Origin of the sequence: Pseudomonas sp. B6(2017) (genome assembly GCF_002112765.1) — a bacterium.
Taxonomy (GTDB): domain Bacteria; phylum Pseudomonadota; class Gammaproteobacteria; order Pseudomonadales; family Pseudomonadaceae; genus Aquipseudomonas; species Aquipseudomonas piscis.
Map to the genome: position 1 here is coordinate 192,284 of NZ_NEIQ01000014.1, position 24,074 is coordinate 216,357.

Sequence of the window (24,074 nt, forward strand, 5' to 3'; positions counted from 1 at the left end):
TTCGAGGTTTTTCCCCTGGCCTTTGGGGCATAGGCTGCACCTGTCGAATTTTCAAGATCCTGCTGGAGCCCCCGTATGTCCTCAGCCACCCTTCATTACATTCACGACCCCCTGTGTGGCTGGTGCTATGGCGCCAAGCCACTGGTCCAGGCCGCCCAGGCAGTGCTGCCGGTGGTGGCCCATGGTGGCGGCATGATGACCGGTCGCAACCGCCAGCCGGTATCGCCGCAATTGCGCGACTACGTCATGCCCCATGATCGGCGCATTGCCCAGTACACCGGGCAGCCGTTCGGCGGGGCCTATTTCGAAGGTTTGTTGCGCGATCACACGGCGGTCTTCGACTCGGCGCCGCCGATTGCCGCCGTACTGGCGGCGCAGGCCCTGGCTGGCCGTGGCCTGGAAATGCTTGGCCGGTTGCAAACCGCCCACTACGTGGAGGGGCGGCGGATTGCCGAGCCTGAGGTGCTGCTGGAGCTGGCGCAAACCTTGGGTTTTTCCCGGGAAGCTTTTGCCGCGGCTTTCGACCAGGCGCTGGCCCACGAGGTGGACGAACATATAAAGGCCAGCCGGGCACTGCTGTCCGAGGTTGGCGGCCAGGGCTTCCCGACCCTGGCCCTGGAGCGCGACGGGCGCTACCAGTTGCTCGACATCAGCCCCTGGCTGGGCAAGCCCGAGGCCTTCGCCCGATGGCTGCAGGATTCACTGGGCCTGGACAGCGGCGTGCGCGCCGGTGCGGCCCCAACCTGTGGCCTGGACGGTTGCACACCCTGAATTCACCTGAACCCAGTGGAGTCACCCATGGATAACCTTGCGTTGATCAAAAGCACCTATGAAGGTGCCAACTCCCAGGAAAACGCGCGCAATACCGCGGCGGCCCTGGCTCCCGATGCGCGCTGGACCGAAGCGGCGGGCTTCCCCTATGCCGGTACCTACATCGGCTTCGAAGAAGTGCTGGAGCATGTCTTCAAGCGCCTTGGCAGCGAGTGGCAAGACTTCACTTTCAAGGTCGAGAACTATGTGGCCCAGGGTGACAAGGTCTTCGCCTATGGCAACTACCGGGGCATCTATAAGGCCTCGGGTAAACCTATCGATGTGCGGGTCGCCCACCTGTGGACGCTAAAGGATGGCAAGGTGACTCATTTCGAGCAGTTCGTAGACAGTCACAGCGTGCAGCTGGCGATGCTCTAGCCCGCTATTCTTAGAACATTTTCAGCTATTCAAAGACGATTCACGAAATTGACACGTTATTGAGGGCGCAGATAGGATTCGCCCCAACGCCTGTGGCTAAGAGCCATATTTCAGAATGATAAAAGGCCCGCCACCATCCCATGTGGGCGGGCTTTTTGTTTCGACGGTAGAAGAGCGTTCAAACGCCATAGCCGCACAAGCTCACAGCGCGTCATCAAACCGTAATAAGGAAAATAAAATGTCTAAACAGCGGATCTGCTTGATTGCACTGGGGATTTTGAGCGCTACACAAGCCATGGCCGACGGCCAGGCCGACGCCAAGGGTTTCGTTGAAGACAGCAGCCTGAAAGTGCTGCTGCGCAATGCTTACATCAACCGTGACAAGAAAGATGGCAACGACGACCAGCGTGAGTGGGGCCAGGCAGCCATCGGTACGTTCTCGTCGGGCTTCACTCAGGGCACCGTGGGCGTGGGCGTTGACGCCTTTGGCCTGTACGCGCTGCGCCTGGACAAGGGCAGCCACAGCGGCGGCCAGGGCATCGACTTCTTCAAGCGCAGTGAACACGGTAACAAGACCCCAGCGGGCGACCTGGCCAAGGCTGGCGCCGCGGTCAAGTTCCGTTTCTCCAACACTGTGCTGGCTTACGGCGACCAGATGCCGGCCCTGCCGGTGCTGAACTACGACAACGCGCGCCTGCTGCCGGAAAGCTACACCGGTACCCTGATCACCTCCAAGGAGATCAAGGGCCTGGAACTGAACGCCGGTCGCTTCACCGCCGAATCGCGCAAGAGCGCTGAAGGTCGTGACAGCGGTGGCCTGAAGTCGATCAACGTCCTGGGCGGTAGCTACCAGTTTACCGAGCAGTTCAAGGGCGCCCTGTACGCTTCCGACGTCGAAGACGTGCTGAAGAAACAGTACGTGAACCTGAACTATGTGTTCCCGCTGGCCACCGACCAGTCCCTGACCCTGGACTTCAACGGCTACCGCACCAAGCTGGACAAGTCCTACGCCGAGTTCAAGAACGCCGGCGGCCAGGACAACAAGATCTGGAGCCTGGCAGCCACCTACGCCACCGGCCCGCACTCCTTCACCCTGGCGCACCAGCGCAGCACCGGCGACAGCCACCTGGGCTATGCCTACGGCGGCTACCAGCGTGAGCAGCGTCGCGTGGGCGATGGCGGCAACACCATCTACCTGGCCAACTCCTACTGGTCCGACTTCAACGCCGAAGACGAGCGCAGCTGGCAGCTGGGCTACGGTCTGGACTTCGGCGCCTTCGGCGTACCGGGCCTGACCTACAACGTGGCCTACGTGCGTGGTGACAACATCACCACTTCGACGTCCTCTGGCGGCACTGAGCGGGAAATCTTCAACCAGCTCAAATACGTGGTACAGAGCGGCCCGGCCAAGGACCTGAGCGTGAAGGTTCGCAGCTCGATCCTGCGCGTATCGCAGAAGTCCAGCGAGTACAACGACAGCGGCAACGAGCTGCGCGTATTCGTCGACTACCCGATCAACGTGTTCTGATGAACGCCTGATCACCACCTGGCGACAGGTGCGCAATGCAAGAAGCCCCGACTGGTTCGGGGCTTTTTCATGCCTATAGGGTCGCGGACGACTTGTGGCCGTTTGATATCGATCTTGCTAAATTCCGTTCCCACTTTCCCCCTCACGGATGATCTTGATGTTCCGTTCCCTGTTGTCCGGCCTGTGCCTGCTGGGTGTCGCCAGCATCGCCCAGGGCCAGCAAGCGACCTCGCCCGAGCAGTTGCTGAGTGATTTCTCCCGCTGCGACGCGCAGTTCTTCCAGAGCTTGAACACCGCCCAACTGCCGGCCGGTACCTTGAGCCTGGCCCAGTACGGCGCGGTCAAGGCGCCCCAGGTCATGAACCCGCTGCAGGAAGGCGGTCGCTACCAGCCGTTCGCACAGCCCTTGGTGGTCAAGGGCGTGCGCCTGGTGGGCTACTACAACGAAGCCATGTCGATGAAGTCGGTGGGCAACATGCTGTTCTGGGGTTTCGTCGCTGACGGCACGCCCCAGGACGTGGCCGCGCGCCTCAAGCCGCTGCTGGCGGATAACGCCCGCTTGAAGGACGACCGCGGTGCTTTCAGCCGAGTGGAGATTCGCCGGGTCGGCGATCCGATCCTGCAATGGCGGACCCAGGGCCAGGCCGGTGGTGGCGTGGCTACGCCGTTCGGTTTCGTCGAGCGGGTCCTGAGTATCGACAAAGGTATCGACAAGGAGCCGATCGCCGGCCGCACCACGATCTTCTGCAGTTTGCAGGGCACCGTCACCACGCCGTTGCTGCAAGTCTATCGCCCTGACCTCAACGCCCATCTGCTGGATTGAAAGCCATGCCTTCATCGTCTGTTCGTGGAGCGCTATTGCTCCTGGGATCCGTGCTGCTGACCGGTTGTGCCGGCCTGCAGAGCCAGGACCAGATCAACTATGCCCATTGCCGCATGGTGGGCCAGGCCGCCAAGGCCGAGAAATTCGACGTGGTGCTGCAACAGGCCGACCTGTGCCTGGAGAAGAACCAGCTGCCGCCGGGCATGCAGAGTCTGGTGTACTGGCTCAAGTCCGATGCCTACGCCAGCTTCAAGCGCTATCCGCAAGCGATTGCCGCCAAGGAAAAGTCCATCGCCCTGGAAGGCAAGCCCGATGCCCGCGCGGTGCTGGACCTGAGCCGCCTGTATCGTGAGGCGGGCAACCCGCAGAAGTCCCTGGAGTTGGTGCAATCCAACCTCGACGCCAATCTGGGCGAGACGGGCAAGGGCGGCGGCTTCAACATGCCGACCTACTACCATCTGGGCCAGACGCTCTACGACCTGGGGCAATACCGCGAGGCCGCCGAAGCCTACAGCACCGGCCTGCTACGCCAGCCAGACTATGCCTGGGCCTTCTATCACCGCGGTCTTGCCTACGACAAACTGGGCCTGACCGACGATGCCCGTAGTGACTTCAGCAAGTTCGCCAAGCTGGTGAACCAGAAGTACGTCGAGCCCCAGCACCAGGCCAAGCTGGCCCAGTACAAGATCAGCCTGCCCTGAGGCAGAGGCGGATCGCACCATGAAAAAAGGCTCGTCATTGACGAGCCTTTTTTGCCCTGGCACCTGCCCTCAGTCGTCGTACTTGAAGGCGAACTTCAGCTGGTCACCTTCCAGGTAGACCACCGCCTCGCGGCCATGCAGGTCGATCGGGCGTGCCGAGACGGCTTCATGCTCGGGCACGATCTTGAACAAGGTCTTGTACTGCGTGTCGACTCGCCAGATGCAGGCCCGCGGCCCTTCGTTGTCGAAGTACATGATCGGGCGGGTAGCGCTCCAGGTCGGGTTGACGATGCTCCAGCCCTCCTCGGTGTCGTTGTGCGCGGTGACATTTTCACTGTAGGTATTGTGGCTCTGCTGGTCGTAGTCCAGGGACAGGCTGTAGTTATCCACATTCAAGTCCTGGCCCACCCGCGCCCGGGCATGGCGCAGGGTATTGGAGGGCGTCTGGTACGACTTCAGGCTGGCCTCGGGCGCGCTGCGTGAACCCAGGCGGTAGCTCATGCTTTGCTGCAAGTCGCCACCGATACGCTGGCGGTAATACAGTAACCCACCGTCGAACCCGGCGAAGCGCAGGCCCTGGTCGTTGCTGCCCTGGGCGGCCCAGCCGGTGAAGGCGATGTCCCGGGCGATGGGATACAGGCCCGGCTGGTCATCGGCATATTCATACAGGGTCCCGACAAAGCCGCCTTGCTCCTGCTGGTACAGGCCGGTGAACAGCACCACGCGCAACACGCCATCGATCACCTGGGCGTCGACGATCTGCTTGTCGCCCCGAGGGGGCACGGCAGGGAAGGAAGCCAGTGGGAAGCGCTGCCAGTGCTCGGCTTCATCCAGGCGGTACTGGCGCGTCGGGTCCATGGGCAGCAACTGGTTCTTGCCCGGGGCCGGGGGGATAGGCAGCGGCGCGAGCATCTTCAACTGGGCGCGGTAGGCCCCCTCCAGGCAGTCGTCCGAGGTACAGGTATCGCGAACCTCGCGCAACCAGCGCACTTGCAGCAGGCGAAACACCTGCAGGTGCTTGAGCCCGTTGTAGCGACGATTCAATTCATCGTCCTGGGCGGAGAGCTTAGGCGCGTTGCAAACCGCCTTCTCGACCGAGGTCGAGGCCTTGGCACAGTCGAAACCGGCGGCGCCCGCTTGCGGCGCGAGCACGGCCAGGGCCAGGCCGGCGGTCGCCAGGGACAGCAGGGAAAGCTTCATCGAAACATCCTTGTAGGGAAGCGAAACGGGATCAGGGATTGGGGAAGGTCTGTAGATAGGCCAGCAGGTTGTCGATTTTCTCTTCGTCGCTCAAGCCCCAGAAAATCATCCGGGTGCCGGGCACCACGCCCTTGGGATCTTGCAGGTACTGGGTGAGCTTGTCCCGGGTCCAGACGATGCCCGAGGACTTCATCGCTGTCGAATACTGGTAGTCCTGGGCGCTGCCGGCCGGGCGGTCGATGATGCCGTTGAGCTCTGGACCGAACGAACTGCGCACCGAGGGCCCGATATTGTGGCAACCACTGCACAGGCGCTTGAACAGCTTGGCGCCGACTTCGGCATCGCCGGCCACAGCCGGGGAGCTGAACAGCATGGAGTGGAGCAACAGGGCGAGGATGGATGCTGCGATGGGTTTCATGGGGGGCCTGCGTGCAACTGGAATCGGCGGCTATTGGAGCATGAAGCGCATGCCTGGGGGGAGCCTGGCCCTGTAGGCACTCCCAACTCTTGGGTGTTTAGGTTTTATGTGGATACAGCCCGTTAGAGTTTCACTGGGAAATGCTGGCCTTATTGATCACTCGCGTTATTTGGTCTGGTAAGCGCAGTAGCGCTCGGTCGCTGGGATAGAGTCGGTGCGGGCATGGCTGTCTTTGTGATGCAGCAAGAAGGGGCGGCGCTCATCACCCATTCCTGCATTGGAATGCGGTTTTGATCTTGCCTGGATGCAGCACGCTCGGCCGTTAAAACGCTAACCGAATAATGTAAAAAAACGACGATGCGCATTTCATGCGCATCGCCTGCCAACATTAAGCGATAGCTACTACAAAAGCGTTCAATTGATAATCCGCCACTACTTGCGCAAAGGCGGTGCGCGGCTTTTGGGTTGCGGTGCCTAGATTCGAATCATAAACCTGCATTTGTGTGGCGCTGATGATGTAGATGCCGATGACATGCCTATCATTTCCCGCCCAAACTTTAGTGCCGGTTTTGTATGTCGAGAAGTCCTGGGTAACCTGGTCCTTCGACTTGGACTTGCCGTGTATCGCCTGTTCCGCCGCTTTTACTTGTGAGGCCAAACTATTGGATGCATCAATCACTTGCTGAGCCAACTGGATTTTGCCCGGATCGTCAAAACTGCGAATGTCGAACTTTTCCGGATGTTTGGCATCATTGAGCCAGGCGCTGGATAGCACCGCGCAGAACTGCCCTACATCTACCCAGTCGCCTTTGGGGGCATTTGATTGAATGACGTAGACAACATCGGGCAGGCCTAATGTGTCCGGATTCAACCAAAGAAAAGGGTTAGGGGTTGTAATGCTGCCTACGGTAATAATATTAGCCATGATTTTTTCCTGCGCGTCATGATGAATGAGATCAAGGTTTCCAGCATGGCTGGCCTGCGGCATCCGCGATGTCATGCGCTGCCATGGTCAGGAAATACTCCTTTTTTTTTGCAGGGGTCGCTGCCGGATCTTCCCAGTTAGCAAAAATAACGGTATAGGCCGCATCGTGGTTAACAACTTTCAGGCAGTTATAGGCAACCTGATCAAACTTGCTACCGGGGTCATCTGGGCGAGTACTGGTTCCCACGACCAGATTCCCCTGAGTCCAGGCCAGTAATGATTGCCAGACTTCTACAGCCTCGGGATTTTGCGGCGTATGCAGTCCGGCGACCAACTGCGGGACATTGCCCTGGAATGAGCCGAGGTTGACAGTACGGGTACCGATAATGGCATTGATCAAGTCCGTTCTGTCTGCATCGCTGGTGAAGTTGTCGGTGCCAAATTTGACCAGTTCTTCCCACGGAATAATATGGTGGCGCGACAAGCCACTGGCGATTTTATCATTAAAGGGATAGCTGGGACGGCCTGCTGCCATAGCAAAACTGCATGTAAAGCTAAATAACAAGGCGAAACAAAGCATTACTTTCTTCATGGTGAACTCCTTTCGTTATTAACACCGATGGCCGTGGCCTATCGATCAGGCAAACTCACTTTTGCTCGAATAGTCCAACTTATAAATCGACGGGTTCTGGTTTGGGAAACCTCCTTTGCCGCGCAGTATTTCGTTGCTTGGTAGATAGAGCCTGGCGCTATAGTTCAGCCGGGTGTCGTAACCAGACAATTAACGATCTTTGCGTCGCAACCACCGATCCGGTGGCGGATCGGATCGACCCTGCCTTTATGGCCAAAGGCTTGGTTGTAGTCGAGAGGGGACGAACCCAGAACAGCCAGGGCATCACGCACTTGTATCTGGCTCGCCTGAGCCCACCCCATATAAAGATTGGTCTCGGCACGAGCAAAGTTATCGCCATCTAGCTGCACCGTCGCGTCAGCGGATGGCTGAGCGTGTGCATTGGCAAGAGTGGCCAGCATCAGGGCGACGATACAGGCCGTTGATAAATCGGGCATGTAGACCTCTAGCTCTTTCAAGTAGGCATTTCCTTTCAGACTTTATAAGAGCCCCCCCTCTTGAAACTTGCCATTTGATGCCAAAAGCACAACCAGCAAGTGCCGCGAAGTGCGCCATTGCTAGGTGCCCGATAGTGGGAGAGGGGCAGGCGAAGAGGTTAACGACCATCTTTCAAAAGTGCGCTGTAGCGCGATGGTGAACTTCCGGTCCAGCGTTTGAAGGCTCGGGTAAAGTGCGCTTGGTCACTGTAGCCAACCATGTAGGCAATCTCGGTTGCGCTGTACTTGCCGCTGGCAATCAGTTGTAGCGCTTCGCTGCGACGGGTTTTGTCCCGCAGGTCTTCGAAGTCGATGCCGCAGTATTTGAGGCGACGCTGTAGCGTTCGGGAAGACAAGCCGAGGTTTCTTGCTATGGCGGCAAGTGTGGATCGATCCTGATCCCCGATCCGTTCGATAAGCATGCCGGCGGCTTTCGCGGTCGACCTCAAGGCCTCGGCGACTTTCCAGGCGTCATCCCGGCCGAGCGGCAGAGAGATGTCGAGCAGCTCGCGATCGAATTCGATCATGTTGTGCTGCGCGTTCATGTGCAGATTCGGCCCCAGGTATTTCTCCAGCGCCTCATTTCCCCGTTGCCTCGGGTTTTGCAAATGCACACGGACGGCGCTTGGCTCACCGGACATGAGCGGCACCTTTCTTAGCAGCGCCAGAGTGCCGAGAATGACCTGCTTCGGATTCGCCCCGTGCTGTCCGGTGGATTGCCGGATCAGTTTCAGCGTACGGCCTTCGGTGACGATTCTTACGTCGCTTCCTTGATGCAGTAAGTTCGTATGGATCGCCGCCACTGCGCACGTCTGAGCGAGGTTGGACGAACCCAGGATCAACTCGCCCCAGGCCCCGAGCGAGCGTACTTCGATCAAATGCCCCACCGTTGCACCTGCGAAGGGGTCCTGTGTGAGCGCGGCCATTTCACTGGCTATATGAAAGCAGGTCGCTCGCGGCACCCAGGCATCCGGGTATTGAAAGACCTGCGGGGAAATACCGTAACGTCGAAAGAATTCCAGCGGCGATACCCCGTGCATGCTCAAGTAGGGCGCTAGTTGCTGAAGAGTGCTGAGTTTGATGGAGGGCGTTGGGTAGGCCATGAGCGTTTGCACCTGCGTCAAAGGACCGTCCTGGTCCGCAGGGAAACACTAGCGCAAAACGTTTGACACAGCCGTACCGACGGCCGCGCAGCAACCACAGGGGGCGAACCGGCAACAGTATCCGCGTGGTTTCAGGCAGGGCGCGGCTTCACAGGTGAAGCCAGAGGCTGGCGAGGGGGCAGGGGCGGGTCTGAAGCTCTCGGGCACCGAGATCAAAACCGTGCTCAAGGCATTAGGACAGGATTTCTTGATCCTGGAAACGACAAAGCCCTCGCATCGCTGCGAGGGCTTTGTCTTATATGGTGCCGGCACCAGGAGTCGAACCCGGGACCTACTGATTACAAGAACCCTGCTCAGAGCATGTAAATCAACATGTTACGGCGTTTTCTGGTACGTGCTTGGCAAGCGGAATGCCAGAAGCCATGCGGTCTCTAGCTTTGTTGGTACGTAGGAGCTGTCCACAAAAAAGCCCCACGTCCAGCCGGAGTGAGGCCTGTAGGAGGTTACTGCCCGGCGCACGCCGCCACCGGGGTGAGACTCAGCCCAGAGTAGTGTTGCCTACCGCGTGTTCGTTTACTGCGTTGCTTTCCACGTGGGGCACAAGTTGGAAGCGAGTGACGGGCTCTGGCGATGTGCGAATCAGCTCTAACCCTTCGCGGTGCCCTGCTTTCTTACCGTTGTGCCAGAAGTCTTCGCCGTTCAGGCCGCCGGCTTCATCGCCTTGCTCGTAGTAGATCCCTTTGCGCAACTCACCCAGCTTTTCATCGGCGAGTAAAACATCGTAGTGGCCTTGCGGGTCATAGCTCATCGGTAATGCTCCTTGCGTGTGTGATGGCCCAGTTTAATCACCCCTCGGCCAAACTGTCGCTTTTGTCGGTATGAGCACCGTGCCAGGTGTTCACTCGGCAGATGGGGAGACGCGCGGAAGGCTGAAGTCGTAGATGTCGAGCATGGCCTCGTCGCGGTGGCCGCTGGCGTCTTGTTTCTGCTTGCGGTCGCCTGGAGTGTCGGTGATGCCGCGGCGCTTGAGGTCGTGCAATGCGAATCTCTGCTCCTCGGTGATGACGCCCTCCTTGATTGCCCTGGTGATGAAGCGCTGCCAGGTGCTGTCCAGACTACTCTTCTGCAACTGGCCGCCGTGGGCCGCTACGATGATGAATCGGCGCTCGGCTGCGGCTGGAACAGGATGGGCCTGGCTGGCCCATACGCGGCGCCTGTACGCCTTGGCCCCTTCCCAAGCTGCCCGGAGCCTGGGAGTCCAGCGCACCACGTTGTCGCGGCTGCCCTTGCGCCTGTTCGTCTGGACTCCGTCCTCCAGCTCGTTCGCATCGGTCAGGGTGACGGCCTCGATGCCGCGCAGGCGGCACAGGTAGGCCAGCTCCATTACATAGCCCAGGTAGGCCGGGCACGCCCCCGGCTGCCCTCGCGTGAGTTGGCCCATGGCGTGTGCTCGTGCGATCAGTTCTCTCATGACCTTAGGGTTTGGCAGGCGGCGCTGCTTGCGCTCGGCCGGCGCTTCGATGCCCAGGGCGACATTAATCTCCAGATAGCCGCGGTTGCGGCCCCACTGCATGACCCGTCGCAAGTATCGAAGAACGTGCGCGGCCTTCGACGGGGTCCCCTCGTCGGCGATCCGGTCGACCAGGCGTTGCACCAGGGCCGAGGTGAACTTGCGGACGGAAAGCTCGCCGAGTGGCTTCTGCAGCTTGGTCGGGATGGCCAGCAGCACGTCGCGGGAGTATTCGTAGTCGTCACGGGTTTTCTTCGCGAGCCGCTTGCACTGTGCGCTGGCGTGGAACTCCTTGCACAGGTAGTTGAGGCTTTCCCGATCAATGCCTTTCCTTTCCTCCATGATCCGGTGCAGGTCGCTGAGCGTTGCGGTACGGCCGGCGATGTTCATGCGCTTGCGGTTGCCGCCTTCGTCGCGCCACGACGTGTACCAGACGCCCTCCCAGCGATGGTCAAAAAAAACGGCCGCCGGAATGGCGGCCTGATCAATGTGGACGGGTATGTGCGGGTTGTGTTTACGGGGCCGCCTCATAGAATCTCGCTGTCATATTTCTCGGTTGCCGGCGTCTTGCCGCCGGCCTGGTTGACCAGGTCGATGGTGGTCCAGGGGCCATGGCGACCCCAGAACCAGCGGATGCCCTGCCTTCGCAGGGCTTGTTCCACTCCAGACCGGCGGGTATATCCCGTGAGGTGTTGCAGGTCCTGGAACGTCAGGACCTTGCTGGTCTGCTGATGGTCGATCATACGGCGGGTTCTCCTTCCGCCACGACTAGAATCGACTTCTCAGGTTTCTGGAGAAAGTCGGTCATGGGCAGTTACTCGCGCCGCAGTTCGGGCAGTCGTCGAATCGCTGCCGCTCGCTTAGAAAACGTCCGCAGCCTTCGCAATGCGTGAGGCTGTTGTAGCTCCTGGTGCTCTGGTGCTTCACTTTTGGCAGCTTGAGGCCCACCGCGCGTAGGGCTTGCTTGTGATCGAGCAGCGATGCCCGAACGACTGGACGGGATCGCTCAGCAATGTAGCCGCACGGCCACAGTTCGCAACCCTGCGATAGGTAGCCAGCGGCATCTGTTGCACCTGGATGGATGGCGTCCGCCAGGTTGGCGGTAGGACCTTTGCCGCCGAGCCAGACCAGGTCGTTGCCGTCCCACTCGCGAGCATGGGCCACATACACGCGGCCGTCCTCGTTGCGGTAGGCCTCGGCTTCGGATTTGCTGAGGTACTGAAAATCGACGCCGACCTCCGCTCGAGCACGGACGTAGTCCACGGGCCAGGGGAGATCGCTCTCGCGACTTTCGAACTGCCTTACAGCGCGCTCACGGGTGAACTGTTCAGCCTCATCGAGGTTAGAGGTATAGCTGCCTCCCAAGCGCCAGAACATTGCCCGGGTACCCACGTTGCTGCGGCTGTCCTGTAGATAGAAATGCTCAGACATTGTGGTCCTCCTGTTCAGAGCTGGAACAACTGACGGGGCAGTGGTGGTTGGGATTGCTCGGCTACATCGACGTCACCGGCCGACTGGATGTCGCAGACGAAATAGTTCAGCTTTCGGTTCTGGTCGGTGAGGTCTGCGGTGAGCTGGCGCGCGGTGGCGCCACATTGTTGGTATGAGTCAGGCCCCATCCAGCGCTGGACCGGGAACACCTGGCAATCGGTTCGAGCCGCGCTGGTGCAGAGATATAGCAGGAGGAAGACATTCATCGTTGACGTTCTCCGTAGGCGCAACCTTGAAATGCCATATTTTTGCGTCCGCCTGGGCAGCAAACTGGAATTGGCGTCTTCTCCGGTTCGTTCTTGTCGATTGGCTGCAAAATCTCTTTCTTGCAGGTCCTGCAGACATAGCGGAAATGCGATGGCGTTCCGTTGCTCATGGCCTGCGCTCCAGGGCGGCGCGAGCCTGCCAGCCTTCAAAGCGCAAAGCTTTGCGTTGCCTGTGGTCAGATTGGGTAGCCGGACCGTACTGAGACGGGAAAGGCCACAGGCGTTCATGCTCAAGATCAAACTTCGCCCGCTCGTCGCGCTCGGCGGATGGCGATTCACGATCAACACGGCAACCGTTAGTACATCCAGCGCACGCACCGCAGGTTGCCGGCTCTGCACTGGCGGATAAGGAGGCCTGTGTGATGGTCCCCGGTACGGTTTCAGGCAGTAAGGCGGCGATATGCAGATGATGGGCATGGATAGCGCGGTCATGCTCCTTGCTTCCAGTTCTCACAACCCAGTTATGGCCATCCGGGTGGGTCACCAATAGCCAATCTTGCTTTGGAGGGGCTGCTTGGCAGGTGCATGGCAGCCGGTCCTGGTTACAGTTACAAAGAGGAATCTGGCTCATGCTGCACCTCCTACTTGTTGCCCGGGCATGCTAAAGGCGATGGCCAGCGGACGAACCCATACCGGTACGCTGCTAAGCGTGAATGTCTCGCCCATTTCGTTAAGCATCAGCGTACTAAGCATCACGTCTGCAATGGCCTTGCCGGCCTTGCGGGGAACAGCGTTCCCGATGCGTTCACGCCAGGCGCCGTCGTTGTTGCCGTGTAGCACGAAGGGTTTGCCGATCGGCTCCAGGGCGCCGGTGTCCTGGTTCGGTCGCCACATTTCCTCGGGGTCGAACATGGATTGCAGCGCGGCCAGTTCTAGGGTGGTGAATGGCCTGTTCCAGGTGTTCGAAGGGCTACGGATCACACACGCCAGGCGGTCGTTGGCTGCCGGCATCCGGTTGTCAGCGACGGACCAGCGGCCATTGTCGTGGCGAGCATTCGCCGAAACTGCGCCGGCGCTGCCGCCCCATTCGACAACCCCATAATGTCCACCGGTGAGGTAGGCGTCGCCCTTCTTGCGATTGAGGACGCGAGGATCTGCGACGGACTGCCAGCCCCCTTGCACGCCCTTGCCGCCGGCGATGATGGTGCCGGCGAAGTTCGCGAAGGGCACCACCCGGTAGTTGTTGGAATGACGTTTCCAGTTCGGACGGGGATCGGCCACGCTGAACGTGCCCTGGCCCGGGCTGCGCTGCCCGGTGACGACCCCGCAATGCCGCTCCCATGGGATCACCCCGAACTGCGCGTACTCGGCCGAGCTGGTGGGGCGCGGATCTGCTACCGAGTAGTTGCCGTTGGTGGGTGTGTTGCGGCCGGCAATGACGCCTGTCGCATCTTCCCAGCGGTTGACGCCGAGGTATCCCGCTCGGTACTCCGGAACGATCAGGAAGTCGCGCAAGAACCCATCCTCAACGTTCAGGCGGTTCAGTGAGCGCCAGTCTTTCCCGGGCTCCACAAGTGCAAGGCGAACCCAGGTTTTCCAGTGCAGGGCGGGCACGCGGTGCATGGGGCCTGCCAGTTCGATATCGCCCGCCAGAGGCATGCGTCCGAGGATCTCGCCAACACCGCGCAGGCGGTGTTGCTGAGGCTGGTACAGGAACGCCCGGACCTTCTCGATGTGTCGGGCCACCAACAAGAAGCGCTTGCGGCTCTGTGCCAGGCCGGCAATCTCCCCGCAGTCGTGGACTGTCTCGTTTACCGCGTAGCCGTAGTGTGCAAACAGCTTGACGATCTGGTCGAGCAGATGCCGGCCGCGTGACGCCAAGCGAGGGACGTTCTCGAACACAATCAAGCTGACGGGGTTATGTTGCCAGGCTTCAAGCATCAGCCAGACGCAACGAAGGGTCAGCTGATTGAGGGCCTGGTACTTGGGGGTCAGGCTCATTGACTCAGGCAGCAAGCCACTGGCGCCCTTGCAGGGGCTGGAAATGAATACGGCGTCCGGATCTTCGTTTCCGGCGGCGCGGCGAATGTCTTCGGCGGTGGCCTCGATCCAGCCTGCAGGTGGCTCCGTCCCGTGGAATGCGGTGTACTGCTCGCGGGTGAACAGATCCCGGAGCGTACCCTTCACGCCTGTGAGGCTTTCGAAGTCGGCCAAACCGGCGGGGTCAACGTCAACCCCGCCCAGGCAGCGCCAGTTGCCGAGCATTTGGGCGATCTGCAATGAACTGTCATTAAAACCTGCAGCCCCGGAGCCCAGGCCGCAGCAGAAACCGAAGTGGGTGTAGGTTCGCTTAACGAGCATGGCGACGACCTCCCTGAGCTTTCTTGGCCTCGATGTTGGCCATATAGGCGGTCCAATCCTCGTTCTTGAGTTGCTGGCGGGCACGGCTGCATGCCGCATGCTTGCGGGTTGAGCGGGCTTTGCCGCAGATATCGCAGATGCTGGGCAGGTCCAGGCGGTGACTAGCCATGGTTGGACGCTCACGCATGGCACACCTCCTTGGTCGAGAACTCGACGAGCCATTGGCGGGCACCGCCTTCCGGAACTACGCCGTTACGGTCGCCGTTATTGGTGTCGTACAGGGTGTGGCGGACAAATACGTCGACGGCCCCCAGGTTGTGGAACCACTCGGCCACAGCGGTGGAATCGTTGAAATTGGCGTTCCAGATGTACAGCGCGGCCGTCCAGCTGTTGCCACTGCACCAAATGGCCGCACACTCGCCCAACGAGCCAGCAATCGGGCACCCACCACCGGTCATTTGCTCTTGGATCTGCTCGCAGGTGATCGGCAGCTGCGGAGCTATGGTTTCTGGCTCACAGGCCAGCAACAACCCGGCCATGTAGTCGACGGCCTGCATGGCATCGTCGTTGTTTTCGCCGAAAACCCGGCGGGCCATTGATTCTGCTCGGGCCACAGCAGTCCGCCAGTCTGCGGGAGCTTGTGCGGTTGGTTCGTCTGCACTCCAGCCGATGGCGCGCCGGCGGCGCATGAGGTTCAGAGCATCGGCGGCGCCCTGAGTCAGGTGTACTGGCTGCTTGCAGTTGCCGGCGGCCAGGTCATCGACGAATTCTTCCAGGGCGTCCATAGCCGCGAGTCCGTGGCCAAGGCTCCAGGCGACTACCTCGGCGCCGTTGACTTCTCTCGGGATGGTTTGGTCGTCTGCACCGCAGATAACAATGGTGTCGTAGCGCGGTGTGATAGCCTTATCAGCGCCAACTTCGGGGGTTTCTACTTGCATGTCGTTTCTCCTTGGGGTTGGTCGGCGCCGGGGAGTTGCAGCTCTCCGGCGCCTTCTTCTACAGCTTCATGGATTGGCCGCAGTGGCCTGCATGTCCTTCTCGATCAGCATCACCACTTCTTCCCGATTGCTCGCGTAGGTGAACGGCTGTTCCGCACCTGGTCGAGTGATGGGGTAGCGGCTGTGAGGCAGCCGACACTCCGCCACGGTGTAGCCGTGGTCAGTGACCCAGCATTTCGGGATGGTTTGCCCGTCTCGATCGCGCTTGGCCTGCCACTTCATCCCCAGTACTCGCACAACTGGTTGAAGATCATCTGCCCCCGGGGCAAGTACTCGTGCACCTCCTGTTCGGGGGTGTTGTCCAGCTGCAGCACGGCCAGGCAGTCGTCGAACAGGCCCGAATCCAGGTTGCGCAGATCTGTGAGTTGGAAGGGGAAGGCCGGAGCGTTGTAGAGGCCGAGCAGGAAACGGCCGATCACGCGGCTTTGGCCGGTATCGCGCAGCGCTACAGGTACCAGGCGGGCGAGGGCCTTGATGCCAGCGTCACGAATCGCGGGCCGTTCCTCCTGGTATTGCACCAGGGTGTCGAACAGGACGTCGCGTTTGGCGGGTTGGATGGTTTGCATGTCGTTTCTCCTTGGGGTTGCGTCAAGCGTTACAGCACCGCAGGGCTGGTCGGCTTTCCTATACATCAGCGGGTTGGGGGTCGACTCAGGCGTCGGCGTAGGCAATCGCCGGCACGCCCAAGGCGGCGCGAATCCGCACAGCGCGGGCCTCGCTACCTACTAACTGCCCCTGGCGGTAGGTCACTGTGGCGAAACGCAGCGCCTGGACGATCTGCTCGTCGGTCATGTCCGCCGTGAAGCTGAACAGCCGGGTGCTCTCTTCTACATCGCGCAGGATCGCCTGACCTGGCGTGTGCTTGCGGTCGATGTACACATCAAGAATCGCGTGGTACGGCTGGGTTTCGGCGGGTTGGATGGTTTGCATGTCGTTTCTCCTTGGGGTTCTGTCAGGCGTTGCAGCGCCTGGGCGGGTGGGTCAGCGAACGATGGCCAGCAGTACGTCCGGGGCGAGGTTGCCCAGGACGAGCAAGACAGCCAGCGCGGCAGCGCTGCAGGTCAGCGTGATTGCGTTGTCACTCAAGGTCGGTTTGTTGTCGTCTTGCATGGTGCTTCTCCTCTGGGGTGCCGAAGCGTTGCAGCGCCTGGCGGTTGGGTAGATCAGGCCTGGAAGTGCCAGCACTTCATGATGGGTTGCTTGGCTATGACGGCGTTGCTGGTCCGGGCCTGGTGGGCACGAACAGCGCTATCAGTCGATTTGTTTGGGTGGAGCAGCTTCCGGGACCGGGAGTCTTTCAAGCGGTCCCGCAGCTCGCTGATGTCCGCGATCTTCTGGCGGTGCTCAGTGGCCACCTTCACGAAGTCGTTGAGGTTGATGGCGATTACGCTCTCGTTCTTGCTGTGATTGACCACCGGCCCATCGGCGTCGAGACCTTCGAGGTACTCGTAGACCTCCCAGAATTCAGCCACCACCGGATGATCCGAGCTGATCGAGGCTTGGCGCTCTATGGCCATGCTGATGATCAGCGCGCGGGTGCCGCTGATTTGTTGGTCGGTGAGCGGCACAACGGTCTGCAAGCAATCGAGAAGGGCGAGCAGTTGCGCGTGGTTCTTGTTGATCCGCTCCACTCGGATGTAACCCCGCAGGCTGTTGCCGCAATGCTTACAGGCGCTTTCCTCGTCGAGGAATGGGGTATCGCAAGCGAAACAGTGGGAGTGGAGGGCGCGCAGCTTGGCCTCGTAGCCCGGGAGGCGCTGGCCGAGCAGTTCCAGTATTTCCTGTTCTTTGCGCACGGCCTGGAGCAGGAAGTTGCTCAAGGTCGAACCCTCCAGGGAATTAAGCAGATCGGCTGCGGCCCGGCTTTCGGGGGTGACGTTGGGGCGAACGAAGTGCAGCTTGACGATCCTGGTCATGATCGCCTCGGAGGCCACTACAGGGGCGTTCTGGCTGATGGCAATGGTGCCGCGGAACGGGGGCTCGTAGGTTTCGTTGCCGGCGGTCTTGACGCCTTTGGTGGCCAGGGTGCCGCCGCCGAAGTAGTCCTTGAGCTCGTCCCATTCGAAGGTTTTTGCATGGGCCTTGTCGTCGCCGCTGCGGTCGGACTCGAGCAGAACGATGGGCATGCCTGATACCTGGCCCATCAGGCGGCTACGACCGGCCTTTGTGGACTTGGACGGGTCGAACCCCTCATAGCCCTCGCGTCCCAGTAACTTCCACAGCAGGGTTAGCAAGGTAGTCTTGCCGGCACCGGCTTCGCCGGTGGCTTCCAGGAACGGGAACGACTGGTACCGGCTGCGGATCTGCTCGGCGAACAGGGAGCCGAACCAGAAGGCCAGCGCCACGATTCCCTGAGTACCGAAGCACTGCCAGAGCAAGCCCAGCCAGCGCGAGTCGTAGTTCTTGTTGTCCTTGGCCAGGTTGATTTTCACGCCCTTTTGCAACGACTTCAGCTTGAGCTTGCCCATTTCGAAGAACTCCTCCTCGTTGATGCTGATGAGTTGGCCTTCGCGCACGGCAATGTCGTTGAAGATGTAACAGCCGTATTCCTTGCTGTAGCCAACGTAATCGATGGTCTGAACGGTCTTGATGCCGAACAGCTGATCCTCCATGAGCTTGTCCAACTGGTGACCGCTGCCGGTGAACACGGCGCCAGCGGCCATCCCGAGCAGGCGTTTCTTGAACTCGCTGGCAGCAGCGACCTGGGCACCGGTGAAGGTGTTCTTGACTGAGCCGCCGTCGTGCGGGAAGTCGACCCGAAAGAAGTACCAGGACTCGTCCGTGATCTCGTTGCGCTGGAAATAGAGAGCTTTGGGGTAGCAGTTGGCTATCTGGACGACGCAGCCTGCAACGTTCAACGCCTTCTCCCGCAGTTGCCTTTCGTTTAGGACCTGGGTGTCGTGGTCGTCGCTTTTCTCCAAGGCCTGTTTGGCGCTGTTGTATTTGGCAAGGTCCAACTTCCACCAGTACAGGCGGGAGTCAAAGCCGAAGTGGAACTCCTCGCGCTCGTGCCACTGGTACATGAGCAGTGCCTTGTCCGCAGCGCTTTGAGCTACCAACAGGGCGCCATGGTGGCGGGCTTCGGTGAGATCCTTGTCGATCCGGTGCGCTCGCTCAGCCTCATCCTCGATGAAGTCCCAGCGCTGGTGCAGGTCGTTCCAGTCGACCTTGCGGGCGTCGGGTTGTGGGATCTGGGCTGCCTCGCAGATGAACCCCAGTTCGCGCGCACGCTTAACCCAGGTCTTGGTGTATTGATGTGCACCTGGTTCGTTGTCCAGCGCCCAGACCAGTTTGGGCGGCCGGCCCGCCCTGGCCGCAATCAGGGCCTTGAGCGACTCCTCAGGAAAGGCATTTGAAGACAGGGCCGCTACCGCTGATATGCCGTTATGGATCAGCGCAATGGCGTCGAAGATGCCCTCGACGATCCAGAGCTCGTTGACCTGCAGCAGGTCCAGGCACGGTGGGCACCACCAGTACCCTTTGTAGCTCTGGCCGGGTTGGAACCGGGCTTTCTTCTTGCCGAAGCGCGCGGGCTGGTCGATCAGGCGCTCCCAGTAGCCGCCGTGGTCAAGGGGAAAGCGAACAGTCGCAGAGCCGATGTTTAACTCGCTATCAAAATAGTTTTCCTGGGTGAACCAACCGGTGATCAACTCCAGGCGAAAGCCGCGGGCATAGGTCAGGTAGGCCTTGGCACTGGCTGTCGGGTTGTCATTGGTGGAAGGGGCACGCTTGCTCCAGTCGTCGAACAGGTCGGGATACAGCTCCTTGGTCGGCGCCATGTACTTGCAGTTTTTTTCTCTGCCGCAGCGGATAAACCATGGTTCGTCGTAGCGCGAGAACAACCGGCGCTGGTTGCACTGGGGGCAGGTTCCTTTGCGCATGTAGTTGGTTTTGGCCATATGTTGCAGGCCAAAGTCCGACTCCAGGCGCTTGATCACGTCGGCGCGGATCTGTTGTTCCATGGGCTTGCGGTTCACAGCAGCGGCTCCACAGGGGGGAATTGGTCTTGCAGGTTCATCGGGTTACTTCCCTTCGCCGAGACTGTGTTTAAGGGCGCCGATCAGGCGTTTCTGTGCGGCCATTACAGGGAAGGCCGCGAGTAGCGAGCCATGCCGCAAACCCGCGGGGATCAGGCGAAAGCGGTCGTCATACCAGTGTTCGTTGAACTGGGCGCTGTAGTCGGCACGCAGCGCCTGGAGCAGCGCTTCGGCCTGGCCCCGGGGCAGTTTTGCGGTGATGTCGATGTCGATTTCCATGGTCCACCTCGGATTTCGGGCAAAGCTCACCCAAACCCACGGGAAGCGGGGCAGGGTGGGTGTTTTAAACGGGGGTTATCGAGGGTGGTGCTTGTGCGCTGGGTCGCGCTTGTCGAGCAAGGCCTGCGGTAGCAGCCTCGCTGGTACCGGGTAGCGCAGCCCGGCCCGGATATCGATCAGGTGCACAACGGTGCCACCAGGGCTGCTGCTCCAGTCCACGCCTATCCACTTGCGCTGGTTGGCGACCTGCAGGTCGCTCCAGGCGTTGTGCACCAGTTGCTGGGCCATAAACACTGGTACTTCCAGGGAGGTGGTCAGGTGGCGGACGCAGCTGTCGTACAGCAGGTCAGAGTCCACCAGGTACTGCGCTTCATGGCTCAGCAGATAGGCATAGGCCGCCCGTTGCATGCTGCTGCGGTAGTCGTGGGGCAGTTGTTCGTGATTCATCGCGCACACTCCATTTCCAGTTGATCGAGCAGATCGGGGTGATCGTTGGCGGTCCGCATTGCGGCCCGGCGTAGAGCAATGTCAGCGATGGGCAGGTGCACGGCGGGATTGGCCATGCCGCTGGGGCTCATTTCGTGTGTCATTGTGAATTCCGCCCGCACAGACCAGCCGCAGGCCTCGTTCACGCACTGCAGATATGCAATGCGCAGGAAAATGTGTGTCCCCTCGCTGGTGCGAATGCGCATACGGCCCAGGCAGTGAGGGCAGACCAGTTTGTAGGTGCTCATCACACATCCTCCGTTGGCTGAGACTTCCGGTGGAGGGTAATGACAGCCCCTACCTCGGCATGGCAGGCGGCAACGTGATCTCGGTGAGCTGCGATGATCTCGGCGATCTCTCCCTCGTCAATCTCTCCGTCCTCAAGTGCTCGGGTGATCAGCTGATTAAGCTGCCCGTCTTTCACATCAGCCCGCAGAGCCAAAGTGTATAGATCGAGATTGTCGAGGATCTCGGCGCTGGGCATTGGAACAAAAACGCCTCCATACATGCCGCAGATGTAGTCGGGGAGAAACGTTGTTTCTAGAACCTGTTCCAGCATGCAGAGTTGATGGTCCTCGAGCGGGCGATGCCCCGCGCTCCCATAGGCTTGGTTGTCGAATTTTTTGATATCCAAACCGAGAAGGGCAGCACAGCCATCGCGGCCGCCAGGGTATGCATTGATCAAGGCGCTGATCACCTTGCGGCGGCTATCGAGAAGAACGCGCTTGTCCCTCTCGTTTTTTTCAAGATGCCTGCGCATTAGTGTTTCACCACGCCGTCTTTAATGCCGAGCAGCACGGCAGCCCGATGGGCTTCACCGCGGCGGCCTTTTTTCCTGCCGTTCAAAAGGTCGCTGACCAAATTTTTGTTCAAGCCGTGTTGGCGGCTGAATTCAGCAATGCTCTTGCCCTCGCGCTCAAGAAGCGCGCGGGCTTGCTCGGGGGTCTGTAGGGCATGCATAGTGTTCGTCCGTGTTTAATCGTGTTTGACGAAAAGGATTCTTGGGCAGATTTCTGTTCAAGTCAACTCATATTGATCAAAAAAATGCTCATTTCTTCAGGGGTAGGTGAACGCCTGCGGGATGAACGCGAGCGGCTGGGCATGAACCAGACCGATTTCGGATCCGCTGTGGGCGTCAGTCGGGGAACTCAAAAGGCGTATGAGCTTGAGTCCAGCTCGCCGGATCTTCGATATCTACTTGGCCTCCAAGCACTGGATGTAGATGTGCATTACATCCTGACTGGATATCGCGCCGGCGCTGATCTCGGTAACCTCAGCGAAGTTGAAAACGTCGTTCTGGGGCACATGCGAGAAATGTCCGACTCTGACAGGAGCACCCTTGCTCACCTGGCATTTGCGATGGCGAAAGTCTCAGGGCAAGGGTCCGAATAGTACGAACTCCAGGGAGGAGAAAATGCGTGCATGTTTAATGCTTTCTGCTGCGCTGGTCTTGGCCGGCTGCGGTGGGGAACACGTCGTTACTGTTGGTCAAGCTGAATATGGCGAAAAATGGCCATTTACGGTCGCAACGGTAGAGCTGGTTTGCCAGGATGGGCCTCCGTCAGCGCTCGCGAAAGTCGAGGGGCAGCTCTATGCATTGAACGGAAGTGCGCGCTCCCGAGCAGCGCAAAACGGTTGGCTGGATGGTCGTGATATCACCAAACCTGATCCTGCCATGCCCACTGTTAAAATGGATTACAGCGAAATTTCTACCCGTGCCTTAAAACTCTGCTCGTCGTATGCCGGATAGACCACATTGATGTCCCTCCATTAGTCCTAGGTTGCGTTTTCAGGACTACCCGTAAGGTTTCTAGACGCAAGCGCGTGGAAACCAACGGATCAATGGAGTAGCGGCATGTTTGATCAACGTAGCGACAAGGGAGAGCAGTCGGGGTCCACCGAGACCTGCCTCAGTGTGAAAGAGCAGATTCTGTTGGCACTGTTTAGGCAACTGTCGATCGCTAATCAAGAGCATGTGCTTCGGTGTGCTGAGGTGCTTACGCACATTCCTGATGAGTAGCCCTTGGCAAGTTGGAGCATTACAGGCGAACGGCAGGCATTACACTGCCTTCGCTTCTTGCATCTTCTTCCACTCCCGGTCCACGGCACGCTTTGCTGTGGTCTTGCTCGCATACAACCATTTCAGCCGCCGTGGCTTAGTCTGATCCCCTGCCGTGATGGTCATTTGTTTACCGGTCTTCTTGTCGCGGTAGTAAGCGATGATCCCCGTGTAATCCTGCCGATTCTCCTCGGCCAACCCTTCGACGGTGTCCTCGGGCAGCTTGCTCTCCAGCTCCAGGCTGACGGTGTACCCGCTATCGGCGCTGAGGCTGTGTTGTACGTTGCCGCCGTACCAGATAATTGCATCGATCTCGGGCTTCACGCCTTCCAAGGTATAGGTCAGTTCGGGGATCAGATCCGGGCGGCCCACGGCCAGGGTGTAGCTGAGCGTGGCGCTGCCGCGTTGCAGGCGGTTGAACTCGGCCCGGGCGGCGCGCAGGGCGGACTGGCGGTCGCTGTAGGTGTGACGCAGATCCTTGATGTTGTCGCCGCCGCCGGCGATGGCCTCCTGTTTTTTTGCGCTGTTCACGTCGTAGAAATAGGCCCGCACACCGTCGTAGCTGTCGCGGTCGGCCAGCAGGTAGCGATGCTGGTCGCCATCGGCCCGGACCAGGGTGATGTGTGGTAGATCCAGACCGCTGGCGGTCTTGCCACCACCAGCAGGGAGGCACATCAGGCAGCCGGCCTTGACGGTGATTACCGCGTCGAATTCCTCGCCGATCCGGCTGATCAGGTTTGCGTCTGACTCGTTGGCCTGGTCCAACTGCAGGATCGGCAAACCATCCAGGGCGCCGGCAATGGTCGCGGTAAGGCCGTTGCCGATAGCGATGTCGCCCAGGACGTCGCCCAGGGTCGAGTTGCTCCAGTTCCGTTCACGCTTGGTCTTCAAGCCCTTGCGCAGATCGGCAGAGCGCGCCCGGATGCTGAGCACATCCGGCGCGCCACTGTGCTCAGTCTCGTCGACGGTGTAGGTGCCCTTGTCTACCAGGCCCGTATCACTCCAACCGAGCCACAGTCGCAGCACAGCGCCCTTGGGTGGGATGGTCAGCAGCCCGTCATGGTCGCTCAAGGTGATGCTGAGTTGATCGGCCTCGATGCCGCGGTTGTCGGTCAGTTGCAGGCTGATCAGGCGCGGGCTGATGAGCTGGGCGATATCGTTTCCATCGACAGTGATGCGGAAGGCCGGCACCGGGTAGGAGGTCTCGCGGCAGTACTGGTCTACGGCGTCTTCGACAAATCCCGTCACCCGGGCGAGAGCAGCATCGATCACAGCAGCATCCTCAAGATATTGACGCCTGTGCTGGCGGCGGCGCCGAGCAGGTCGATCCGGTCGTCATCAATGCGTTTGAGGCTCAAGGTGAACTCCAGGCGCCGCGGTGTACCGTCCCTGAAGAAAATCGTCTTGGTTTCGCTCAGACTTTCGATCACCCACAGGCCGTAGATCCGGCCGCTGCCCTCGACCATCGGCCAGGCCTTTCCGGTGTTCGCCATGAGCCGCAAGGTGTCGAGGCTGAGAACCGAGCCGGCAAGTTCTGGCAGGATCACGCCAGGCAGGGTGATCGAGTCGTCACCACGGCCGACGAACTGGCGGGCCGGCGCGGCGCCGATCCGGGTATTGCTGACGTGCCGCCATTCGGTTTGCCGCTGTAGCTCCTGGTAGGCAGCGGTGGACAGGCTGAAGACGAACATTCCCAAGGCCATCATCATGGCGG

The 24,074-nt window shown here is 60.0% G+C and carries 34 protein-coding genes; 8 read left to right on the plus strand and 26 right to left on the minus strand.

Annotated elements, in window-relative coordinates; translation table 11 throughout:
- The first annotated feature begins 75 nt into the window (after nt 1-75).
- The 5 genes from CAG11_RS23530 (at nt 76) to CAG11_RS23550 (ending at nt 4,240) form a co-directional block, all read left to right on the plus strand.
- Nucleotides 76-771, plus strand: a complete 696-nt coding sequence (locus CAG11_RS23530) for a DsbA family protein (protein ID WP_085598157.1) — start codon at nt 76-78, stop codon at nt 769-771.
- 27 nt (nt 772-798) lie between these two features.
- Nucleotides 799-1,188, plus strand: coding sequence for a nuclear transport factor 2 family protein (locus CAG11_RS23535; protein ID WP_085598158.1), 390 nt, complete (start codon nt 799-801; stop codon nt 1,186-1,188).
- A gap of 238 nt (nt 1,189-1,426) precedes the next feature.
- Nucleotides 1,427-2,716, plus strand: coding sequence for an OprD family porin (locus CAG11_RS23540; protein WP_085598159.1), 1,290 nt, complete (start codon nt 1,427-1,429; stop codon nt 2,714-2,716).
- 157 nt (nt 2,717-2,873) lie between these two features.
- A complete protein-coding gene (locus tag CAG11_RS23545; protein WP_256578700.1) occupies nt 2,874-3,539 on the plus strand; it encodes a hypothetical protein in 666 nt (221 codons plus the stop codon).
- A gap of 5 nt (nt 3,540-3,544) precedes the next feature.
- Nucleotides 3,545-4,240, plus strand: a complete 696-nt coding sequence (locus CAG11_RS23550; protein ID WP_031319894.1) for a tetratricopeptide repeat protein — start codon at nt 3,545-3,547, stop codon at nt 4,238-4,240.
- Nucleotides 4,241-4,309: 69 nt separating this feature from the next.
- Here CAG11_RS23550 and CAG11_RS23555 read toward each other — a convergent pair whose 3' ends face one another.
- From CAG11_RS23555 to CAG11_RS23665, 24 genes are all read right to left on the minus strand, one after another.
- Nucleotides 4,310-5,440 carry a lysozyme inhibitor LprI family protein gene (locus CAG11_RS23555; RefSeq protein WP_085598161.1) on the minus strand — a complete coding sequence of 377 codons (1,131 nt, stop codon included), beginning with the start codon at nt 5,438-5,440 and terminating at the stop codon, nt 4,310-4,312.
- Between the two features lie 31 nt (nt 5,441-5,471).
- Nucleotides 5,472-5,858, minus strand: coding sequence for a c-type cytochrome (locus CAG11_RS23560; RefSeq protein ID WP_085598162.1), 387 nt, complete (start codon nt 5,856-5,858; stop codon nt 5,472-5,474).
- Between the two features lie 388 nt (nt 5,859-6,246).
- Nucleotides 6,247-6,846 carry a hypothetical protein gene (locus CAG11_RS23565; RefSeq protein ID WP_085598163.1) on the minus strand — a complete coding sequence of 200 codons (600 nt, stop codon included), beginning with the start codon at nt 6,844-6,846 and terminating at the stop codon, nt 6,247-6,249.
- Nucleotides 6,815-7,375 (minus strand): hypothetical protein, encoded by a 561-nt coding sequence (locus CAG11_RS23570; protein ID WP_085598164.1) that lies wholly within the window; start codon nt 7,373-7,375, stop codon nt 6,815-6,817. Before CAG11_RS23570 ends, CAG11_RS23565 begins: the two co-directional genes overlap by 32 nt.
- Before the next feature lie 164 nt (nt 7,376-7,539).
- Nucleotides 7,540-7,872 (minus strand): hypothetical protein, encoded by a 333-nt coding sequence (locus CAG11_RS23575; RefSeq protein ID WP_256578702.1) that lies wholly within the window; start codon nt 7,870-7,872, stop codon nt 7,540-7,542.
- A 137-nt stretch (nt 7,873-8,009) separates the two neighbouring features.
- Complete coding sequence (locus CAG11_RS23580; RefSeq protein WP_085598205.1) at nt 8,010-8,993, minus strand: AraC family transcriptional regulator; 984 nt, start codon at nt 8,991-8,993, stop codon at nt 8,010-8,012.
- A 538-nt stretch (nt 8,994-9,531) separates the two neighbouring features.
- A complete protein-coding gene (locus CAG11_RS23585; protein WP_085598165.1) occupies nt 9,532-9,801 on the minus strand; it encodes a hypothetical protein in 270 nt (89 codons plus the stop codon).
- Between the two features lie 90 nt (nt 9,802-9,891).
- Nucleotides 9,892-11,034 (minus strand): tyrosine recombinase XerC, encoded by a 1,143-nt coding sequence (gene xerC / locus CAG11_RS23590; protein ID WP_085598166.1) that lies wholly within the window; start codon nt 11,032-11,034, stop codon nt 9,892-9,894.
- Complete coding sequence (locus CAG11_RS23595) at nt 11,031-11,246, minus strand: DUF4224 domain-containing protein (protein ID WP_085598167.1); 216 nt, start codon at nt 11,244-11,246, stop codon at nt 11,031-11,033. The genes xerC and CAG11_RS23595 overlap by 4 nt, the downstream gene beginning before the upstream one ends.
- Nucleotides 11,247-11,307: 61 nt before the next feature.
- Complete coding sequence (locus tag CAG11_RS23600; protein WP_085598168.1) at nt 11,308-11,934, minus strand: hypothetical protein; 627 nt, start codon at nt 11,932-11,934, stop codon at nt 11,308-11,310.
- A gap of 14 nt (nt 11,935-11,948) precedes the next feature.
- A complete protein-coding gene (locus CAG11_RS34165; RefSeq protein ID WP_256578703.1) occupies nt 11,949-12,692 on the minus strand; it encodes a hypothetical protein in 744 nt (247 codons plus the stop codon).
- Between the two features lie 135 nt (nt 12,693-12,827).
- Nucleotides 12,828-14,561 (minus strand): DNA cytosine methyltransferase, encoded by a 1,734-nt coding sequence (locus CAG11_RS23610; protein ID WP_085598170.1) that lies wholly within the window; start codon nt 14,559-14,561, stop codon nt 12,828-12,830.
- Entirely contained in the window at nt 14,551-14,748 is a 198-nt protein-coding gene (locus CAG11_RS23615; RefSeq protein ID WP_085598171.1) for a hypothetical protein, read from the minus strand. The genes CAG11_RS23610 and CAG11_RS23615 overlap by 11 nt, the downstream gene beginning before the upstream one ends.
- Nucleotides 14,741-15,499 carry a hypothetical protein gene (locus CAG11_RS34170; RefSeq protein ID WP_256578704.1) on the minus strand — a complete coding sequence of 253 codons (759 nt, stop codon included), beginning with the start codon at nt 15,497-15,499 and terminating at the stop codon, nt 14,741-14,743. Before CAG11_RS34170 ends, CAG11_RS23615 begins: the two co-directional genes overlap by 8 nt.
- 66 nt (nt 15,500-15,565) lie before the next feature.
- The gene (locus tag CAG11_RS23625) at nt 15,566-15,781 is read right to left on the minus strand and encodes a hypothetical protein (protein WP_085598172.1); all 216 of its coding nucleotides are present in this window, start codon (nt 15,779-15,781) and stop codon (nt 15,566-15,568) included.
- Nucleotides 15,778-16,125: a hypothetical protein gene (locus tag CAG11_RS23630; RefSeq protein ID WP_085598173.1), complete on the minus strand. Its 348-nt coding sequence runs from the start codon at nt 16,123-16,125 to the stop codon at nt 15,778-15,780. Before CAG11_RS23630 ends, CAG11_RS23625 begins: the two co-directional genes overlap by 4 nt.
- A gap of 85 nt (nt 16,126-16,210) precedes the next feature.
- The gene (locus CAG11_RS23635; RefSeq protein ID WP_085598174.1) at nt 16,211-16,489 is read right to left on the minus strand and encodes a hypothetical protein; all 279 of its coding nucleotides are present in this window, start codon (nt 16,487-16,489) and stop codon (nt 16,211-16,213) included.
- A 51-nt stretch (nt 16,490-16,540) separates the two neighbouring features.
- The gene (locus tag CAG11_RS34175) at nt 16,541-16,669 is read right to left on the minus strand and encodes a hypothetical protein (RefSeq protein WP_256578705.1); all 129 of its coding nucleotides are present in this window, start codon (nt 16,667-16,669) and stop codon (nt 16,541-16,543) included.
- 53 nt (nt 16,670-16,722) lie between these two features.
- A complete protein-coding gene (locus tag CAG11_RS23640; protein ID WP_178081830.1) occupies nt 16,723-19,521 on the minus strand; it encodes a toprim domain-containing protein in 2,799 nt (932 codons plus the stop codon).
- Nucleotides 19,522-19,581: 60 nt separating this feature from the next.
- Nucleotides 19,582-19,815, minus strand: coding sequence for a hypothetical protein (locus CAG11_RS23645; protein WP_085598176.1), 234 nt, complete (start codon nt 19,813-19,815; stop codon nt 19,582-19,584).
- Between the two features lie 75 nt (nt 19,816-19,890).
- Nucleotides 19,891-20,262 carry a hypothetical protein gene (locus CAG11_RS23650; RefSeq protein WP_085598177.1) on the minus strand — a complete coding sequence of 124 codons (372 nt, stop codon included), beginning with the start codon at nt 20,260-20,262 and terminating at the stop codon, nt 19,891-19,893.
- Entirely contained in the window at nt 20,259-20,549 is a 291-nt protein-coding gene (locus CAG11_RS23655) for an ogr/Delta-like zinc finger family protein (RefSeq protein WP_085598178.1), read from the minus strand. The genes CAG11_RS23650 and CAG11_RS23655 overlap by 4 nt, the downstream gene beginning before the upstream one ends.
- On the minus strand, nt 20,549-21,061 hold the full coding sequence (locus CAG11_RS23660) for a YmfL family putative regulatory protein (protein ID WP_085598179.1): 513 nt from the start codon (nt 21,059-21,061) through the stop codon (nt 20,549-20,551). The genes CAG11_RS23655 and CAG11_RS23660 overlap by 1 nt, the downstream gene beginning before the upstream one ends.
- A complete protein-coding gene (locus tag CAG11_RS23665; protein WP_085598180.1) occupies nt 21,061-21,261 on the minus strand; it encodes a DNA-binding protein in 201 nt (66 codons plus the stop codon). The genes CAG11_RS23660 and CAG11_RS23665 overlap by 1 nt, the downstream gene beginning before the upstream one ends.
- Nucleotides 21,262-21,282: 21 nt before the next feature.
- On the opposite strand from CAG11_RS23665, the gene CAG11_RS23670 reads away from it, so the two are divergent.
- The 3 genes from CAG11_RS23670 to CAG11_RS33855 all read left to right on the plus strand — a co-directional run bounded on the left by CAG11_RS23670 (nt 21,283) and on the right by CAG11_RS33855 (nt 22,321).
- Nucleotides 21,283-21,693: a helix-turn-helix domain-containing protein gene (locus tag CAG11_RS23670; protein WP_371857944.1), complete on the plus strand. Its 411-nt coding sequence runs from the start codon at nt 21,283-21,285 to the stop codon at nt 21,691-21,693.
- A gap of 22 nt (nt 21,694-21,715) precedes the next feature.
- Entirely contained in the window at nt 21,716-22,051 is a 336-nt protein-coding gene (locus tag CAG11_RS23675; RefSeq protein ID WP_085598182.1) for a DUF2511 domain-containing protein, read from the plus strand.
- A 105-nt stretch (nt 22,052-22,156) separates the two neighbouring features.
- Nucleotides 22,157-22,321 (plus strand): hypothetical protein, encoded by a 165-nt coding sequence (locus CAG11_RS33855; RefSeq protein ID WP_177409207.1) that lies wholly within the window; start codon nt 22,157-22,159, stop codon nt 22,319-22,321.
- 39 nt (nt 22,322-22,360) lie between these two features.
- Here CAG11_RS33855 and CAG11_RS23680 read toward each other — a convergent pair whose 3' ends face one another.
- Both CAG11_RS23680 and CAG11_RS23685 read right to left on the minus strand, forming a co-directional pair.
- Nucleotides 22,361-23,632, minus strand: coding sequence for a phage late control D family protein (locus CAG11_RS23680; RefSeq protein ID WP_085598183.1), 1,272 nt, complete (start codon nt 23,630-23,632; stop codon nt 22,361-22,363).
- Complete coding sequence (locus CAG11_RS23685) at nt 23,629-24,069, minus strand: phage tail protein (protein ID WP_085598184.1); 441 nt, start codon at nt 24,067-24,069, stop codon at nt 23,629-23,631. Before CAG11_RS23685 ends, CAG11_RS23680 begins: the two co-directional genes overlap by 4 nt.
- Between the last annotated feature and the right edge of the window lie 5 nt (nt 24,070-24,074).